Annotated in this window: 16 protein-coding genes; 7 read left to right on the forward strand and 9 right to left on the reverse strand. The window is 74.0% G+C overall.

Going from position 1 to position 16,268, the window contains the following annotated elements; genetic code table 11:
* Positions 1 to 29: 29 nt before the first annotated feature.
* Both AB5970_RS13145 and AB5970_RS13150 read left to right on the forward strand, forming a co-directional pair.
* A complete protein-coding gene (locus AB5970_RS13145) occupies positions 30 to 1,187 on the forward strand; it encodes an LLM class flavin-dependent oxidoreductase (protein ID WP_370504397.1) in 1,158 nt (385 codons plus the stop codon).
* A gap of 31 nt (positions 1,188 to 1,218) precedes the next feature.
* Complete coding sequence (locus AB5970_RS13150) at positions 1,219 to 1,839, forward strand: FMN reductase (protein ID WP_370504398.1); 621 nt, start codon at positions 1,219 to 1,221, stop codon at positions 1,837 to 1,839.
* 57 nt (positions 1,840 to 1,896) lie between these two features.
* Here AB5970_RS13150 and AB5970_RS13155 read toward each other — a convergent pair whose 3' ends face one another.
* Both AB5970_RS13155 and AB5970_RS13160 read right to left on the reverse strand, forming a co-directional pair.
* Positions 1,897 to 3,048 carry a ScyD/ScyE family protein gene (locus AB5970_RS13155; protein WP_370504399.1) on the reverse strand — a complete coding sequence of 384 codons (1,152 nt, stop codon included), beginning with the start codon at positions 3,046 to 3,048 and terminating at the stop codon, positions 1,897 to 1,899.
* A 158-nt stretch (positions 3,049 to 3,206) separates the two neighbouring features.
* Positions 3,207 to 3,482, reverse strand: coding sequence for an adhesin (locus AB5970_RS13160; protein ID WP_370504400.1), 276 nt, complete (start codon positions 3,480 to 3,482; stop codon positions 3,207 to 3,209).
* Positions 3,483 to 3,633: 151 nt separating this feature from the next.
* Between AB5970_RS13160 and AB5970_RS13165 the strand changes: the two genes are divergently transcribed.
* Complete coding sequence (locus tag AB5970_RS13165; protein ID WP_370504401.1) at positions 3,634 to 4,044, forward strand: nitroreductase family deazaflavin-dependent oxidoreductase; 411 nt, start codon at positions 3,634 to 3,636, stop codon at positions 4,042 to 4,044.
* Positions 4,034 to 4,411 (forward strand): iron chaperone, encoded by a 378-nt coding sequence (locus AB5970_RS13170; RefSeq protein WP_370504402.1) that lies wholly within the window; start codon positions 4,034 to 4,036, stop codon positions 4,409 to 4,411. Before AB5970_RS13165 ends, AB5970_RS13170 begins: the two co-directional genes overlap by 11 nt.
* A 9-nt stretch (positions 4,412 to 4,420) precedes the next feature.
* On the opposite strand, the gene AB5970_RS13175 is transcribed toward AB5970_RS13170, so the two are convergent.
* Both AB5970_RS13175 and AB5970_RS13180 read right to left on the reverse strand, forming a co-directional pair.
* Positions 4,421 to 5,161, reverse strand: a complete 741-nt coding sequence (locus AB5970_RS13175; RefSeq protein ID WP_370504403.1) for a M15 family metallopeptidase — start codon at positions 5,159 to 5,161, stop codon at positions 4,421 to 4,423.
* Between the two features lie 18 nt (positions 5,162 to 5,179).
* Positions 5,180 to 5,461 carry a hypothetical protein gene (locus tag AB5970_RS13180; RefSeq protein ID WP_370504404.1) on the reverse strand — a complete coding sequence of 94 codons (282 nt, stop codon included), beginning with the start codon at positions 5,459 to 5,461 and terminating at the stop codon, positions 5,180 to 5,182.
* A 342-nt stretch (positions 5,462 to 5,803) separates the two neighbouring features.
* Here AB5970_RS13180 and AB5970_RS13185 point away from each other — a divergent pair, with 342 nt between their 5' ends.
* Positions 5,804 to 7,141 (forward strand): DUF222 domain-containing protein, encoded by a 1,338-nt coding sequence (locus AB5970_RS13185; protein ID WP_370504405.1) that lies wholly within the window; start codon positions 5,804 to 5,806, stop codon positions 7,139 to 7,141.
* A gap of 236 nt (positions 7,142 to 7,377) precedes the next feature.
* Entirely contained in the window at positions 7,378 to 7,728 is a 351-nt protein-coding gene (locus tag AB5970_RS13190) for an MmcQ/YjbR family DNA-binding protein (protein ID WP_370504406.1), read from the forward strand.
* Positions 7,729 to 7,732: 4 nt separating this feature from the next.
* Here AB5970_RS13190 and AB5970_RS13195 read toward each other — a convergent pair whose 3' ends face one another.
* Complete coding sequence (locus tag AB5970_RS13195) at positions 7,733 to 8,074, reverse strand: YnfA family protein (protein ID WP_370504407.1); 342 nt, start codon at positions 8,072 to 8,074, stop codon at positions 7,733 to 7,735.
* 240 nt (positions 8,075 to 8,314) lie between these two features.
* On the opposite strand from AB5970_RS13195, the gene AB5970_RS13200 reads away from it, so the two are divergent.
* The gene (locus tag AB5970_RS13200) at positions 8,315 to 9,598 is read left to right on the forward strand and encodes an alpha-amylase family glycosyl hydrolase (RefSeq protein ID WP_370504408.1); all 1,284 of its coding nucleotides are present in this window, start codon (positions 8,315 to 8,317) and stop codon (positions 9,596 to 9,598) included.
* A 75-nt stretch (positions 9,599 to 9,673) separates the two neighbouring features.
* Here the strand turns inward: AB5970_RS13200 and AB5970_RS13205 are convergent, their stop codons facing one another.
* The 4 genes from AB5970_RS13205 to AB5970_RS13220 form a co-directional block, all read right to left on the reverse strand.
* The gene (locus AB5970_RS13205) at positions 9,674 to 11,695 is read right to left on the reverse strand and encodes a glycosyl hydrolase family 28-related protein (RefSeq protein ID WP_370504409.1); all 2,022 of its coding nucleotides are present in this window, start codon (positions 11,693 to 11,695) and stop codon (positions 9,674 to 9,676) included.
* Between the two features lie 152 nt (positions 11,696 to 11,847).
* A complete protein-coding gene (locus AB5970_RS13210) occupies positions 11,848 to 13,317 on the reverse strand; it encodes a PQQ-binding-like beta-propeller repeat protein (RefSeq protein ID WP_370504410.1) in 1,470 nt (489 codons plus the stop codon).
* 21 nt (positions 13,318 to 13,338) lie between these two features.
* A complete protein-coding gene (locus AB5970_RS13215) occupies positions 13,339 to 14,790 on the reverse strand; it encodes a PQQ-binding-like beta-propeller repeat protein (protein ID WP_370504411.1) in 1,452 nt (483 codons plus the stop codon).
* The gene (locus tag AB5970_RS13220) at positions 14,787 to 16,241 is read right to left on the reverse strand and encodes a PQQ-binding-like beta-propeller repeat protein (protein WP_370504412.1); all 1,455 of its coding nucleotides are present in this window, start codon (positions 16,239 to 16,241) and stop codon (positions 14,787 to 14,789) included. The genes AB5970_RS13215 and AB5970_RS13220 overlap by 4 nt, the downstream gene beginning before the upstream one ends.
* Between the last annotated feature and the right edge of the window lie 27 nt (positions 16,242 to 16,268).

Here is a 16,268-nt window from a genome sequence, read left to right on the forward strand (position 1 = left end):
ATGAACCTCTGACCTTGTGAGGCGTTGAGATGCAGTTCGGGATCTTCACCGTCGGCGACGTGACCACCGACCCCACCACCGGCCGGACGCCGGACGACACGGAGCGGGTGCGCAACATGCTCACCATCGCCCAGCACGCCGACCAGGCGGGGCTGGACGTCTTCGCCACCGGCGAGCACCACAACCCGCCGTTCGTCCCCTCGTCGCCCACCACGATGCTCGGCTACCTCGCCGGCACGACGAAGAACATCGTCCTGTCGACCGCGACCACGCTGATCACCACCAACGACCCCGTCCGGCTGGCCGAGGAGTACGCGATGCTCCAGGTCATCTCCGACGGGCGGATGGACCTCATGATGGGCCGCGGCAACACCGGCCCCGTGTACCCCTGGTTCGGCCAGGACATCCGCCAGGGCATCCCGCTGGCCATCGAGAACTACGCGCTGCTGCGCCGCCTCTGGGAGGAGGAGGTCGTCGACTGGCAGGGCAAGTTCCGCACGCCGCTGCAGGGCTTCACGTCGACCCCGCGCCCTCTCGACGGCGTCCCGCCGTTCGTCTGGCACGGCTCGATCCGCAGCCCCGAGATCGCCGAGCAGGCCGCCTACTACGGTGACGGCTTCCTGCACAACGCGATCTTCTGGCCGCTCGAGCACGCCGCGCAGATGGTGAACTTCTACCGCCAGCGCTTCGAGCACTACGGGCACGGCCAGGCCGACCAGGCGATCGTCGGGCTCGGCGGGCAGGTGTTCATGCGCAAGAACTCGCAGGACGCCGTCAAGGAGTTCCGCCCCTACTTCGACAACGCGCCCGTCTACGGGCACGGTCCGTCGATGGAGGACTTCATGCGCGACACCCCGCTGACCGTGGGCAGCCCGCAGGAGGTCATCGACCGCTACGGCAAGTTCCGCGACCAGGTCGGGCACTACCAGCGCCAGATGTTCCTCATGGACCACGCGGGCCTGCCGCTCAAGACGGTGCTCGAGCAGATCGACATCCTCGCGACGGAGGTCGTCCCGGTGCTGCGCGCCGAGGCCGAGTCCGCGCGTCCCGCGCACGTGCCGGCGAACCCGCCGTCGCACGCCGAGCGGGTGGCGAAGGCCGTGGCCGCGGGTACCGTGCGTGAGCAGACGGTCGGCGCGACCGACGAGTACACCGGCCTCCGGGCCGAGGACTCCCTCTCTTCCTGATCGACTTCTTCGGGCTTTGGAAAGGACCACGATGAGCGACCGCTCGATCGTCGTCATCTCGGCCGGGCTGTCCCAGCCCTCGTCGACGCGCCTGCTGGCCGACCGCCTCGCGGACGCGACCGTCTCCGAGCTCGCCGCCCGCGGCATCACCGCGCACGTCGAGAACGTGGAGCTGCGCGACGTCGCCCACGAGATCGTCAACATGACGCTCTCGGGCTTCGCCTCCGGCGCCCTCAAGGACGTCATCGACAAGGTCACCGCGGCCGACGGCGTCATCGCCGTCACGCCGATCTTCTCGGCGTCGTACTCCGGCCTGTTCAAGTCGTTCGTCGACATCCTCGACAAGGACGCCCTCGTCGGGCGGCCCGTGCTCGTGGGCGCCACGGGCGGCACCGGGCGTCACTCGCTGGCGCTCGAGTACGCGCTGCGCCCGCTGTTCGCCTACCTGCGGGCCGACGTCGCCGGCACGGCCGTGTTCGCGGCCACCGACGACTGGGCCGACGGTGGCGGCGACGACGTCAACCCGCTGCCGAACCGCATCCGCCGCGCCGGTCGCGAGCTGGCCGAGATGGTGGCCGACCGCGAGCCGTCGGCCCCGGCGGGGCTGTACGACGCGGTGCCGTCGTTCGACCAGCTGCTGGGCGGCGCCTGATCCCACGCGCGCGACGGGGCCCGACGACTCGTTCGTCGGGCCCCGTCGTCGTCCCGCCTACCGGACGCGCAGGGAGACGACCTTGCCGTCGCCGAACACGTCGGTGGAGACGAACAGCCTGCCGTGCGACCACTCCAGGCCCGCCGGCTGCGTGAGCGAGACCAGCGGGGTCACCACCCCGCGGCGGCTGACCGACGACACCTCGTTGGCGTACAGCTCGGCGACGAACACCGTGCCGTCCGGGGCGACCGCGACGTTGGTGGCACCCGAGAACCCGGTGGCCAGCAGCTTCACCGCGCCGGTCCAGGGGTTCACCTTGTACACCGAGCCCAGGGCGCCCAGGCTCCCGTCCTCCGGGCCGCCCGGCAGGCTCGACACGTAGAGCCAGCCGTCGGTGCCCAGCTCGACGTCGGTGGGCACCGGCTCGAGGTAGTACCGGTGGCCGACCACGCAGGCGGGCAGCCCGAAGGCCCCGGCGATGTCGGCCGTGACCTCGAACGACGCCGCGGGGATCACCGCGACGGTGCTCACGTGACCCCAGCGGTCCACCTTGAGGACGGCGTTGGCGCCGGCGTCGGCGACGTACGTGACGCCGGGCAGGCTGAGCGAGCCGTACCCGTGGCTGTCGACCGCGCCCGTGTATGGCGCGAACATCGGCGGCAGGCCGGCCGCGCACGAGGCGTCGAGGTCGCGGAAGGAGTAGGAGACGCCGCCGTCGGGGTTGGCGCCCTGCTCGTAGGCCAGCAGGTCGGCCAGCACGCGGACCTGGCCGTCGGGCGAGCGACGCTTGAGCACCGACGACGAGACCTGCGTCTGGTCCCCCACGCGCTCCGCCCAGGTCACCGAGCCGAACAGCGTGGACACGGCCGCCACGTCCACGCCCGGGGACGAGGACAGCTCCTCGGGCGCCTGGCCCGGCGGGATGCGCACGACGGACCCGCTGAACGCCTGGCCCACCACGAGGGCGCCGCGCTCGTCGACCGCGAACGTCAGAGGTCCGGCGAGGTGCTCCGCGACCGTCGTCGGATCCCCCGCCGTCGGCGGCTTCGGGCCGTGGCCGTGGCCGGGGTGCCAGCCGCGAGCCAGCCCCTGCGTCGTCGCGTCGCGATGACCGAACCCGCCTGTGTCGGTGGCGGACGCCGGCAGCGCGGCGACGAGCAGACCTGCGGCCGCGAGCGATGCGACGGCGATGGACCTGGTGACCCTCATGCTTCCTCCTCGTCGAAGAAACACGCCCGGATCTCGCGGGACATTCGCCCCGAATCGGACGTCGGTCCACTATGTCCCCGCTGTGAGTCGGCTGTCCATGTCCCGGCACGGCGACGGCGGGGAGCCGAAGGGGAGGCTCCCCGCCGTGCGTCCCGGGTCTACTGCGGGCTGAGCGTGAACGCCGAGCCCGTCGAGGCGGGCTCGACGTCGAGGCGCTGGTCGGCCAGGGTCACCGAGGCCTCCGGGTCGACGTACACGCGGGTCGACCCGTCCGTCACCACGTCGTCGCCGGGCATCGGCTCGGGCACGAGGGCGAGCTCGTAGCCGCCGGCCTCCTGCTGGGCGATGCGCAGACCGCCGGTGTCGTCGGGCAGACCGGCCTTCTCGGTGAGCGTGTGGACGGCGGTGCGGGCACTGTCGGTCAGGGTGAGCACGACGGCTCTCCTTCCGTTGCCGGGGGCGCCACCCGTGCGGGCGGCTCGTCGGACGCCTCTACCGTGTCCACGGACGGGCGGGTGTCGCAACTCGGGGTCCGCTGGGCGAGACCCCTTAGCCTGCGCGCCTCGCGGCGCTAGCGTCGGGACCATGCCGATCCCGCTGTGGGTCACGCGGGTCAACCGCCGGGTGACCAACCCGGTCCTGGGGACGGTCTCCGACCGCGTCCCCCCGCTCGCGACGCTGCACCACACCGGACGCCGCACCGGTCACCGGTTCCGCACGCCCGTGTTCGCGTTCCCCTCGCGCCGGGGCGTCGTCATCGCCCTGACCTACGGGCCGGACGTGCAGTGGCTGCGCAACCTCGAGGCCGGCGGCGACACGCGCCTGGTCCGCCGGGGACGGGTGCTGGCGCTGTCCCACCCGCTGCGGCTGCACGGCGAGGTCGGGGCGCGGCTGATGCCGACCGTGATCCGATGGGGCCTGGGCCTGCTGCGGGTCGACCAGTTCGTCGAGCTCGTCGCGACGCCGCTGCCCGACAGGAGGAGACATGGTGCGTGAGGGATATCCCGCGGCGAGCGTCGAGGAGTACCTCGACCTCGTCCCACCCGACCAGGGCGCCGCGCTGCGCGTGGTGCGCGACCGGCTGGTGGCCGTCGTGCCCGATGCGGAGCAGGTGATCTCCTACCAGGTGCCGACGATCAGGTACCGCGGCGCCGGCCTGGTGGCCCTCTCCGTCGCGAAGGAGCACTGCAGCCTGCACCTCATGAGCCCGCCGCTGGCGCGGTCGCTGGCCGGGACCCTCACCGAGGGGCGCCTGTCGGGCGCGACGCTGCACTTCGACGCCGCGACGCCGCTGTCCGAGGCGACCGTGCGGCTCGTCGCGACCCGCCGGATGGCCGAGGTCGACGCCCGGCTCGACCACTGACGTCCGCCGTCAGCGGCCCGACGGCGAGAAGTGCTGGTAGTCGGTCGGGGAGGCCCAGTCGCCGCCCCACTGCCAGCCCACGCTCGCGAACGCGCGCACGACCTCGTCGTCGGCGTGGATCACGCCCGGGGCGTCCGGCCGGTCGGCGAACTCCCGGCCCGCGTCCGGTGCGACCGACCCGCCCAGGACGTACGGGTTCTCGACCGGGTTGAGGTCGATCGCCCGGCCGTACGCGTGCTCCGACCAGCCCGTGCCGCCGGTGATGGCCCGGCAGTTGAAGGCCGACGTGTTGTCCGCGGCCATCGACGCGTCGTCGCTCGCGCCGAAGTCGTCGACGAGCCGCAGCGAGCGGACCGGGTAGCTCGCGTCGAAGAGGGCGTGGAAGACGGTCACGACGTCCTCGGCGGCGTCCGCGTGGACCACGAGCTCGCCCTGCACCGCGGCGCCGGCGAAGTCGCGGTAGGTGACGGTGACGTACCGGAGGTCCTCGAGCGGCACCGGGCAGCCGGGTCGCCACGAGGCCCTCATCCGGTCGGCCAGCTCGAGGGTGATCGGCGAGATCGTGGACGTGAACGCCGGGGCCAGCGCGACCACCGGCGGCTCGTCCGCGGCCGGCACCGGCGGTGCAGTGACTGGTGCGGGCGCGCTGGACGGCGTGCTGCTCGGTGCGGACGCGCGGCTGGGTGCCGACGACGCGCAGCCCGCCAGGGCCACGACGACGGCGACCATCGCCACGACGGCTCGTCCCACCCCGCCACTATCCCGCGGTCACACCACCCCGCGGCGGTTGCCGACGATTCCCGACGACACCGTCGTGCCCGCCCACATCGCCGGATCGGTGCAGCCCTCCGCGCAGTGCATGCCGCACGTCGGGCACACCCAGAGCGTGTGGTGCCGGTCCACCGTGCACCCGCACGTGACGAACCGCTCCGACGGGCGACCCGGCCCGCTCGTGGTCCAGCGGTGGCCCGCCGGGCAGCCCGGCGGCGGCACCCGCACCCAGCCGCGTGGCGTGCGCTGCCACTTCGACCAGTCGATGTCGCGGACCATCGAACTAGTGTACGAACGGCTCCGGTTGCCTTGCCTGCGCGCGGGGTGTTCGTCCTGGTCAGGGGTGAATGTCAGTGGTCAGTCGTACACTTGTTCGATAGCAGGGTCGGGTGGTGAGCGGAGGTGGTCGCGGTGACGGCGGTGCTCGAGCGTCCGTTTGTCGATGACCTCGCCGTGGACGCGACCCGTGCCGTGTCCGCGGGCGCGGTCGACTCGCTGACGCCTCCCTCCGCTTCGGGCTGGTCGACGGGTTCACCGGTCCCTTCGCCCGCGCTGGTGTGGGCGGATTCGGGTCGGGGTGCGCGTCCGGGTGCGGCGCCCGAGCCGGTGCCCGGTGCTGCGGTGGTGGACCTGGCGGCGGTGGAGGAGTTCCCGCTGCCGGTGGACCTGGCCGCCCTGGTGGCGATGCTGGTCTCGATGCCGGTGGCGGAGGTGTCCGGGGCGGCCCTGGTGAATGGGGTCGCGGCGTGGCGGCAGGTGATCGCGATGGCCCAGGCGGCCCAGGCGGGGTGGGTGCGCGAACTGGTGGCGCGCACGGCGATGGATCCGTTGGTGCGGGTGGCCGATGAGGTGGCGTGCGCCCTGGTGTGCACCCGGCGCCTGGCCCAGGACCTCGTGCTGCGCGCCGACACCACCGCCAGCCACCCGGTGCTGGCCGACGCGTGGGCGGCCGGTGGCATCGAGGCGCGCAAGATCGACGTGATCCTGACCGAGGCCCAGGCCGGCACCACCCTGGGCAGCGCGGTGCGGGACGCGGTGATCGACGACGCCGTGCAGCGTGCCGGGGACCTGACCGCCCCGCAGCTGGCCCGGCACGTGCGCGCCATGGTCCTGGCCGCCGACCCGGACACCGCCGAGAAGCAGCGGCTGGCCGCCCGCGACCGGCGCGGGGTGGTCCTGGACCCGGCCCCCGACGCGATGGCCCGGCTGATCGCCTACCTCCCGGCCGCGGAGGCCACCGCGGCGTTCACCGCGATCGACGCCCTGGCCGGCAACGCCCGGGTGGACGGCGACACCCGCACGGTGGACCAGCGGCGGGCGGACGCGTTCGCGGACATCTTCACCGCCATCCTCGACCGGCAGACCACCCCGGACGGCACCCCGCTACCCCGCAAGCACGGGCAACGGGCCGCGCTGCAGGTCACCGTCGCCGCGTCCACCCTGGCCGGGCTGGACGACCACCCCGGGTTCCTGGGCTCCTACGGGCCGATCCCGGCCCAGGTCGCCCGCGAGCTGGCCCAGGACGCCACCTGGCGGCGCATCCTGACCGACCCCACCGGACAAGCCTGCGCCGTGGACACCCACACCTACCGACCCGGCGCCGACCTGACCCGCACTGTGCAAGCCCGCGACGTGACCTGCACCTTCCCCGGCTGCCGCCAACCCGCCACCCGCTGCGAAATCGACCACCGCACCCCCTATGACCACCACCGGTCAGACCACGAGCAGGGCCTCGAGCCTCAGACGTGCGCGGCGAACCTGCACGCCCTGTGCAAGCACCACCACCAAGCCAAGACGAAACGCTGGTGGCAGGTCACCTACAACCCGACCACCGGGGTCTCCACCTGGACCGACCGACACGGCCTGACCTACGCCCGCCACCCCACCCCCGTCCTGGTCCCCGACCACGCCCTCCACCACCGACCACCCCCACCCCACCCCGGCAACCCACCCTTCTGACACCCGCCACCTGCATCGGTCAGCCACAGGTTGGCCAGGCGCAGCACACCCCTGAGCCGATCACCCGCAGCACACCTCTGAGCCGACCGCCGGCATCGACGCGTCCGCCGACCGCCACCGCGCGCTCCCGCACCATCGCTCGCGCGCAGGCGGTCGACGGCTTCAGGATCGACCGGCGGCTGTCGACGGCTTCGGGATCGACCGCGGCTGTCGGTGGCTACCACCAGGATGGGGCGATGGACGAGGACGATGCTCGGCGGTCGGCGCTCGCGCTGCCCGAGGTGTCGGAGCGACAGAGCTGGGGGCGGCCGGCGTGGTTCCACCGCAACCTGGTCGCGCGGATGTGGGACGACGACCGGCTCACTGTCCGGGTCGAGGACGACGGGGAGCGGCTGGCGCTCGTGGAGCAGGAGCCGGACCTCTACTCGACGACCGACCACCACGCCGGCACGAACCTGGTCCTCATCACGCTCGAGGCCGCGGACGACGTCACCCTGCGCGCGCACCTCGCGGAGTCCTGGTGGTGGGCGGCTCCGCCCGTGCTGCGTCGCCGGTACCCGCAGCTGGGGCCGACGCACGACAGCTGATCCGTCAGGTGGCGTCCGGACGCGGTCCGTACATGATCAGCGCGACACCGAGCAGGCAGACGAGCGCGCCGGTGACGTCCCACCGGTCGGGCTTGAAGTCGTCGGCCACCATGCCCCACGCCAGAGACCCGACGACGAAGACCCCGCCGTAGGCGGCGAGGATGCGACCGAAGTGCGCGTCGGGCTGCAGGGTGGCGACGAACCCGTACAGACCCAGGGCGACGACGCCTGCACCGATCCAGGCCCAGCCGCGGTGCTCGCGCACGCCCTGCCAGATGAGCCACGCGCCACCGATCTCGAGGAGCGCCGCGGCGACGAACAGCACGATCGACCTGGTCACGGTCACGGGTCCTCCAGGCAGGTCGAGGGCTGGTCGCGAGGCAAGGCGAGAGCCAGGTCGGGGTGTGCCGAACCTACCCGGGCACCGGCTACGGGATGCGCCTGAGGAGCGCAAAGCGAACCGGCGACCCCTAGACCGCCCCACGGAGAGAACGCGTCGAGCTCCACCACCCCGACGTCCGGGAACCGCGGCCGCGCCCACCGGCCGTCGTCTCACGCGCCGGACCGCCGGGCCTAGGGTCGGACCATGGCGACGACCGAGCCGGACTGGGTCCGGCACGCGATCTGGTGGCACGTGTACCCGCTCGGCGCGGTCGGCGCGTACCCCGGGCCGCCGCCGGGTCCCGAGGAGCACCGGCTGCTCCGGCTGGTCGCGTGGCTGGACCACGTGGTGGCGCTCGGCGCCTCGGGGATCCTGCTCGGACCGGTGTTCGCATCCACCACCCACGGCTACGACACCGTGGACCACCTGCGCATCGACCCGCGCCTGGGCGACGGGAGCGACTTCGACGAGCTCGTCGCGCAGGCGCACAGCCGGGGCCTGAAGGTGCTGCTCGACGGGGTGTTCAACCACGTCGGGCGCGACTCGGCGATCGCGCGCCGCACGGTGGACGCGCTCGAGGGCCGGTCCGACGACGAGGTCTGGCTGCTCCGCGACGCCGACGGCGGGTTCGTCGGCTTCGAGGGCCACGACGCGCTGGTCACGCTCGACCACGAGCACCCGTCGGTCGTCGACTACGTGGTCCGCGTGATGACCCACTGGCTGGCCCGCGGCGCGGACGGCTGGCGGCTGGACGCGGCCTACGCGGTGCCGACGAGCTTCTGGGCGCAGGTGCTCCCGCGGGTGCGCGCCGAGCACCCCGACGCGTGGTTCGTCGCGGAGGTCATCCACGGCGACTACCCGGCGTTCGTGCAGGAGTCGACCGTCGACTCCCTCACGCAGTACGAGCTGTGGAAGGCCGTCTGGAGCTCGATCCACGACGCCAACCTGTGGGAGCTGGCCTGGTCGCTCACGCGGCACGACGAGTTCCTCGAGACCTTCGCGCCCCAGACATTCGTCGGCAACCACGACACCACCCGCATCGCGAGCACGATCGAGGACGCCCGCCACCGGGCGCACGCGGTCGTCGTGCTGTGCACGGTCGGCGGCACGCCCACGGTCTACGCGGGCGACGAGCTGGGCCTCACGGGCGTGAAGGAGGAGCGCGAGGGCGGCGACGACGCCGTGCGGCCCGAGCTCTCCGCCGACGGCCCGGGCCTCTCGGACAGCCCGGTGCTGCGGCTCTACCAGGACCTCATCGGGCTCCGCCGTCGGCACCCGTGGCTGCACCGCGCGCGCACGCGCCAGGTCGAGCTCACCAACACGACGTTCGTGTACGAGGTCCGGGACGGCGACGACGCCCTGCTGGTCGCGCTCAACCTGGCCGACGAGCCGCTCGCCCGACCGGCCGGAGAGGTGCTCGCGGCCGACGACGACACCCGGGGTCGCGACGACGTCGCGCCGCACGGCTGGGCGGTCGTCCAGCCGTAGCCGCGGGAAGGGCGGCGCACCGGTACCCAGCCGGCACGCCGCCCTCCCCTCACCGCACCCCCGGCGGTGGTCCTGCTACCAGGTCGACGGCGCCGGCGGCACCACGACCGAGGGCCGGTCGTCGCAGGTGATCGTGTTGGGCAGCTCCCACGGCGCGAACCACGGGCCGGTGGTGCCCCCGCCGTCGTTCCCGCCGAGGTCGACGGACGACCACTCGGAGCCGGCCGGCGTGAAGTGGAACGTCCCGCAGTTGTTGATGCCGACCGCACCGACGTTGCGCGCGTCCACGTTCTCGAAGGTGGCCGATCCCGCCGCGCGGGCGCTGAGCACCGAGGTGCCGGTGCCGTCGACGCGGATGTCCTTGAAGTGGACGTCGGTGACCGAGTACAGGTCCTTCACCGGCCAGTCGGCGACGACCATGATCGCGTTGTAGGTGCTGTCGAGGAAGTGGTCGCCGACCACCTGGATGTCCGCGTCGATGCTCTTCTCCAGCGCGAAGAACCAGATGGCGCCGAGCCCGATGTTCCAGTTGAGCTCGTACGTGCCGGCCCGGACGGTGGTGTTGTCGGTGATCCAGAGGTGCCCGGTGAAGGCCTCGGCGCCGAACCGGGAACCGACCTGGATGCCGGAGCCCTCGCGGATCGGGTCGGCGACCAGGTTGCCGACGACCGAGTTGTCGGTGCCGCCGTAGATCGCGATGCCGTTGGCGAGGGTCGGCGTCTGGACCGTGTTGTGGTCGAACGTGTTGCCGGAGTTGGTGGTCTTCTCCGCCCACATCGCGAGCCCGTCGTCGCCGGTGTTCCGCACGACGTTGTTCGACGCGACCGAGTTGGTCACGCCCGTGTGGAAGTTCAGGCCGTCGGCGATCTGGTCGACGATCACGCTGTTCTTGACGACGAGGTTGTTCATCGGACCGTCCACCCACACGCCGACCTTGGTGTGCTGGATGTAGAGGCCGTCGATCGTCGAGTCGCTCAGGGCACCACCGATGCCGTTGACCTGGTCGGTGTCGATGCGCTCGCGCACGTCGCCCTGGATGGCGAACCCGGACAGGTGCACGTTGTGGCTGCCACCCTCCGCGGCGGACTTCCCGTAGAACCCGACGCCAGTGTGCACGGAGCCGTCGGGCGCGGGGGTCGAGAGGGTCACCTGAGAACCGCGGATGATCGTGTACCAGGACCCGGCGCCCTCGATCGTCACGTCGTCCACGACGATGTGCCGGTTCACCTGGTAGACGCCCGGCGGCACGTAGACGGGCAGGTGCTTCGCCTTGGCGAACGCGATGGCCTTGTCGAACGCGGGTGCCGCGTCGCGCCGCCCGGTCGGGTCGGCGCCGAAGAGCAGCACGTTCGCGGCCATCACGCGCACGTGCGGCAGGCCGACCACCTCGGAGTCGAGCAGGTCGACGACCGTCCACGCCGCCGCGGTGCCCACGGGCGCGGTCAGTCGGACCTTCGCGCCGGCGGGGTACGTGCGGCCCAGGAGCAGGCGCTGCTCGTCGTAGAAGTGCATGGGCCGGAACGGCGTCGTCACGGTCGGGGTGGGCGTGGTCGCCGCGGGCACGCAGCCGCACTCGGTGATCCACCAGTCGGGGTGCAGCAGCCCGGCGTTCGGGTCGTTGCTGAACGGGTACTGGTTGTAGAGCCACGAGTACTGCGAGGTCAGCGTCATGGTCCGCCTGTCGCGGCCGTCGACCGTGACCGCCAGCGGAGCGGTGAGGCCGCCGCCGGTGGCCGAGTCGGGGATCGAGTACCGCACGGTGAGCGCGTTCGCCGCCTTCGGCAGGGTGAACTCGACGTACTGCCCGGGCGCGAGCTGGACGGCCGACCGGCCCGACGCCTCCGCGGGCAGCGTGTACGCCGTGCGGTCGGGGCCGATGACGGTGCCGTTGGTGACGGCCCGCTCGGCCTCCTGCTCGAGGAAGCCGACCGAGGCACCACGGCCGGCCACCAGGGCCGGGTCGAGCGCGGCCCGAGTGACGGGCGTGGCGGGCGGGGCGGGCGGACGCCCGTGGGCCGACGCGGCGCCCGCGGTGCCGACGACCACCGCGAGGGCGAGCGCGAGAGCCGTGGCAGGCCTGATGACTGTGTTCCTCACGGGAGCGCCTCCTTGCGCAGCCGGGACGGCGCCGGGTGACAGAGGGACCCGGCGCCGCGTGGACGGAACACACCGTACGGACTGGACAAAGGCGACGACAAGAGCGAATCACACATTGCAAGAACTTACGTGCAGCGCCGCAATATCCGGCACTAGTCGAGCACGGAGATCTCTTCCGAGGTGTCCGACCAGCCCATGAGCAGCCCCTCGTAGGCCTCCACGTCCGTCACTCCCGGCGGGTACGGGATCCGGCGCACCTCGGCCCCCGTCGCGAGGTCGTAGGCGGTCAGACGACCCCCGTCGGCGGCGCCCCACGTGGACGGCACCAGCACGTGGCGGCCGTCGGTGGCCAGCGGGCCGCCCAGCCCCAGGTCCGCAGGCGTCTCCCAGTCGGTCTCGCCCGTGCGCCCGTCGAGAGCGACGAGCGAGCTCGCGGTGGTGACGTAGACGCGGCCCCGGACCACGAGCGCGTCGTCGCCCGGCAGCACGTCGGCGGTCCACCGCGGCCGGCCGGTCGCGCGGTCCCACGCGTGCAGCCGCCCGTCCGCGGTGAGCACCAGGCCGGGCACGGTCCCGTCGTCGACGACCGTCGCCAGCAGCCGCCCGTCGAGCATGCGGTCCCCACCCGGGTCGCCGTCCGTGGACAGCAGGACCGTGGTCTCGTGGTCGTCCGTGCCGGCGTACACCGTCATCACCAGGTCCCCGGTGGTGGGGTCGGTGCTGAAGGCCCTGCCCCCGTCCCCCGGGCGCAGGTCGTCGCGCACCTTCTCGCCCGTGGACGACAGGAGCGCGAGGGCGCCGCCGTTGCTGAACGCGAGGACGTCCCCCGCGGCGAAGAAGGTCCAGAACCGCTCGGGCGCCGCGCCCGGGCTTGCGCCGGGATCCGGGACCAGCGGCTCGGCGTAGCGCCACCGCTCGTCGCCGGTGCGGGGGTCGTGCGCGACCACCTCGATGCCGCGGGCATCCCGGTGGCCCACCAGCAGCTGGTCGGCCAGCACGGCGAGCGGGGAGCCGGCCTCGACCGGCCACCGGACCACCACGTGCCCGTCGGCGGGGTCGAGCACCTCGATGCTGGCGGTCGGAGCCGGGAGCACGAGCGCGGCGCCGTCGTCGTCGATCCGCTGGAAGCCGTCCGTGACCAGGCACGCGACGAACGTCGACACCCGTCCGCTCGGTGCGCTCCCCTGGCACGTGGCGCCCCAGGAGGAGCTCGACGGGACGGCGCGCTCGGCGTCCGGCCCGAGCAGCGGCGTCGACCACACCGTCCCGCCCGACACCGTGTCGGTCGCGGTGAGGGCCCGCGACCCGTCCTCGGCGACGACCACGCTCGCGGACGCGGCGCCGAGGTCGATGCCGGTCCACAGAGCCTCGCCCTCGTCCGGCGAGAGGGTCCGCACCACCTCCAACGAGTCTCCCGGCGGCGGCACCACGCCGGGCACCGCGGCGAGCCGGGCCCTGACCGCGTCCTCCCGGTGGTCGACCACCCACTGCGTGCCGGCGAGCGCCAGCACCGCGACGGCCGCCGACCCCACTGCCCACCGGCGCCGCCGTCGGCGCGGCGGGGTCGGGCCGGGACCAGGCTCGAGGTCCCCGGCACCCTCGAGCAGCTCGACCTGCTGCATCCCTCCGCCGCGCGCCACGACTCAGCCCAGGACCACGAGGCGGCCGTCGTCGCCCCAGCCGAGCAGCAGGTGACCCACCGCCACGCTGGAGCGCAGGCCGTCGGGGAAGGGCACCCGCCACGCCGCGGTCCCGTCGTCCAGCCCCAGCGCCACCAGCTCGCTGCGCGGGCCGCCGACGACCGGTTGGTCGGCGACCACCAAGTGCTCGCCGTCCGTCACCACGAAGCCGGGCACGTTGCCCTCGGTCGTCGCGCCGCGCCAGGCCACCTCGCCCGTGCGTCCGTCGAGCGCGACGACGCCCGCCTGCGTGCTGAGGTACACCCGACCGCGCAGCACCATGGCGTTCACCGAGGCGACGACGTCGGCGGTCCACCGGCGCTCCCCGGTCACGGAGTCCCACGCGCGCAGGGACACGTCCGACGTGAGCACGAGGCCGGGGACGCTGCCGTCGTCGACGGTCAGGGGCAGCAGGCCGCCGGGCAGGTCGACGTCGTGCCTGCCGCGCTGCACCAGCGTCGAGCGCAGCGCGCCGGACCCCGTGCTCGACAGCAGCGCGAGTCGGCGGCTGACGGGGTCGACCACCACGTCGGCGTCCCCGGGGGCGCTCGCCCGCAGCACCGCGCCGGACGGCGAGAGCAGCGCGGCCGTCCAGCCCGGGACGGCGACCGCGACCACGCCGTCGACGGCGAACAGCCGGGTCTCGCCGGCGAAGGACCGGCGGTCGGCGCCGGGCGACGGGGGGCCGTACGTCCAGCGGACCGCCCCGGTGCGCAGGTCCCGCCCGGTCACGGCCGCGTCGGGGACGCTCACGACGGCGAGGCCGGGCAGCACCGCGAGCGCCGTGGCCCCGGGAGCGGCCGTGTCGGCGACGACCCGGCCGTCGCCGGTGTCCAGCACCACGACGCGCGTGGTGGTCGCGGGCTTGCGGGTCTCGACGCCCTCGTCGCCGTACTGCACGAAGCCGTCGCTGACCAGGCACGCCGCCTGCGTCGGGGGCCCCGCGTCGACGGGGACGGGCAGGCAGGTGCCCGCCGCGCTGCGGTCCAGCGACCTCGCCCGCACGGCGTCGGGCCCGAGCAGCGGCGTCGAGAACCGCTGCTCCCCCGTACGCGGGTCGAGCCCGACGAACGCCTGCGAGCCGTCCGCCGCCACGGCCAGACCGACCATGGCCGGGCCGGTGTCGATCCCCTGCAGCAGCACCGCCTGCTCGGTGGGGTCGGGCCGCCACAGCACGCCGATGTCCGGGTCGATCGGGCGAACGACCCCGGGCGTCGCCGCGAGGCGCTGCCGGGCGGCGCGCTCCCGGGCGTCCAGGACCGACTGCGTCACCACGAGCGCGGCGACGACCGCCGCGGCGATCCCGGCGACCGCCCACCACGCGCCGCGCCGCCGGGCGGGAGGGTCGGCGACGACGGCCGGGGCGGCGACCACCTCGTCCAGCTCGACGTGCTGCATCGCGCTGCGCACGCTCACGGGGCTCCCAGCACCGCCGTCGACCCGCCCGAGCCGGCCACCAGCAGGCGGCCCTGCGTCCACGCCGCGTTGAGCCCGTCGGGCAGCGGGTCCTGCCAGAGCGGGTGGCCGTCGGCCAGCGAGAAGGCCGCGAGCGACCCGGCGGTGGTGCCGTCCACCGGGGTCAGGCCCACCAGCAGCACCTGCCCGTCGGTCATCAGCCGCGCCAGCTGGTCGTACGTGCCGGCGGTCGCCGTCCACGCGGTCGCACCCGTGCGGCCGTCGAACGCGACCAGTCCGCCGGGCCCCTCGCCGCTGGTGCAGTACACGCGCCCGTCCAGCACCAGCACCGGTCCGCTGGTGTGCACGTCGGCGGTCCAGCGCAGGGCACCGGTCGCGGCGTCGCGCGCCTGCATGCGGGAGCCCTCGGTGAGCTCGAGGTCCGGCAGGCTCCCGTCGTCGACTGCCCGGTGGACCAGCCGCCCGGGGATCTCGACGTCGGCGCGGTCCGGCCGGACGATCGTCGTCACCACGCGGTCCGTGCCGTAGCCCGACAGCAGCTCGAGGCGGGTCGCCGCCTCGTCGCGGGACAGCCGGTCGAACCGCACGCGCTCGCGCGCCACCGCGCCGTCGGACGCCAGCAGGGTCACCTGCGCACCGGACTCGACCACCCCGACCAGGTCCCCCAGCGCGAACAGGCCGAAGCCGGCGACGTCCCCGGCCGGGTCCACCGCGGGCCGCGGCGACGTGAGCTCCCACCGGACCTCGCCCGTCGTGAGGTCCTGCGCGGTCACCCGGGCGTGCCCGTCCGTGGCGGGCGACGCCACCACGGCGAGCCCGGGCAGGACCGCGAGGTCGAGCGCGGCGGGCGCCGGGTGGTCGGCCAGCACCCGGCCGTCGGTGGCGTCGACGAGCACCACCCGCGACCGCGACGGAGGCCGCGAGTACGTCAGCCGCCCGCCGCCCCCGATGCTGAGCACGACGTCGGTGACCAGGCACGCGACCTGCGCGGGCGCCTGCGGCACGGGCTCGCACGCGGTGGTCGACGCGCGCGCGCCGCGGACCGCGAGCACCGGGTCCGGCTCGGTCAGCCTCGTGGTCCAACGGGCCCCGCCCGTCCGCGGGTCGAGCGCGGCGACGCTCTGGGCGCCGTCGGGCCCGGTGCGCACGCCGACCAGGCTCCCGGCGACGTCGGTGCCGGAGGTCAGCAGCCCGAGGTCGGCGTCGTCCACCCGCCAGAGCTCGACGACGTCCGGTCCGACCGACGGGAGCACCCCGGGCAGCTCGGCGACGCGCGCGAGCTCGGCACGGTCGCGGGCGCTGAGCACCGCCTGGGCGCCGACGAGCCCGACGACGACCGGGACGAGGACGAGCACCCACCACCGCCGGGGTCGCGGGGGCGCGGTCGGTGGCGCCGGCGGCTGCACGTCGTCGAGCAGCTCGACCTGCGCCATGTGACGCCGCGGTCCCATCCTCCGACGCTACCCGCGGGCCGCGCG

The sequence above is a fragment of the Cellulomonas sp. ICMP 17802 genome (genome assembly GCF_041295535.1).
Classification (GTDB): Bacteria; Actinomycetota; Actinomycetes; order Actinomycetales; family Cellulomonadaceae; genus Cellulomonas.

Coding starts and splice junctions, on each gene's coding strand:
- AB5970_RS13145 (WP_370504397.1), top strand. CDS start 30: ATGCAGTTCGGGATCTTCACCGTCGGCGACGTGACCACCGACCCCACC.
- AB5970_RS13150 (WP_370504398.1), top strand. CDS start 1,219: ATGAGCGACCGCTCGATCGTCGTCATCTCGGCCGGGCTGTCCCAGCCC.
- AB5970_RS13155 (WP_370504399.1), bottom strand. CDS start 3,048: ATGAGGGTCACCAGGTCCATCGCCGTCGCATCGCTCGCGGCCGCAGGT.
- AB5970_RS13165 (WP_370504401.1), top strand. CDS start 3,634: ATGCCGATCCCGCTGTGGGTCACGCGGGTCAACCGCCGGGTGACCAAC.
- AB5970_RS13170 (WP_370504402.1), top strand. CDS start 4,034: ATGGTGCGTGAGGGATATCCCGCGGCGAGCGTCGAGGAGTACCTCGAC.
- AB5970_RS13180 (WP_370504404.1), bottom strand. CDS start 5,461: ATGGTCCGCGACATCGACTGGTCGAAGTGGCAGCGCACGCCACGCGGC.
- AB5970_RS13190 (WP_370504406.1), top strand. CDS start 7,378: ATGGACGAGGACGATGCTCGGCGGTCGGCGCTCGCGCTGCCCGAGGTG.
- AB5970_RS13200 (WP_370504408.1), top strand. CDS start 8,315: ATGGCGACGACCGAGCCGGACTGGGTCCGGCACGCGATCTGGTGGCAC.
- AB5970_RS13210 (WP_370504410.1), bottom strand. CDS start 13,317: ATGCAGCAGGTCGAGCTGCTCGAGGGTGCCGGGGACCTCGAGCCTGGT.
- AB5970_RS13220 (WP_370504412.1), bottom strand. CDS start 16,241: ATGGGACCGCGGCGTCACATGGCGCAGGTCGAGCTGCTCGACGACGTG.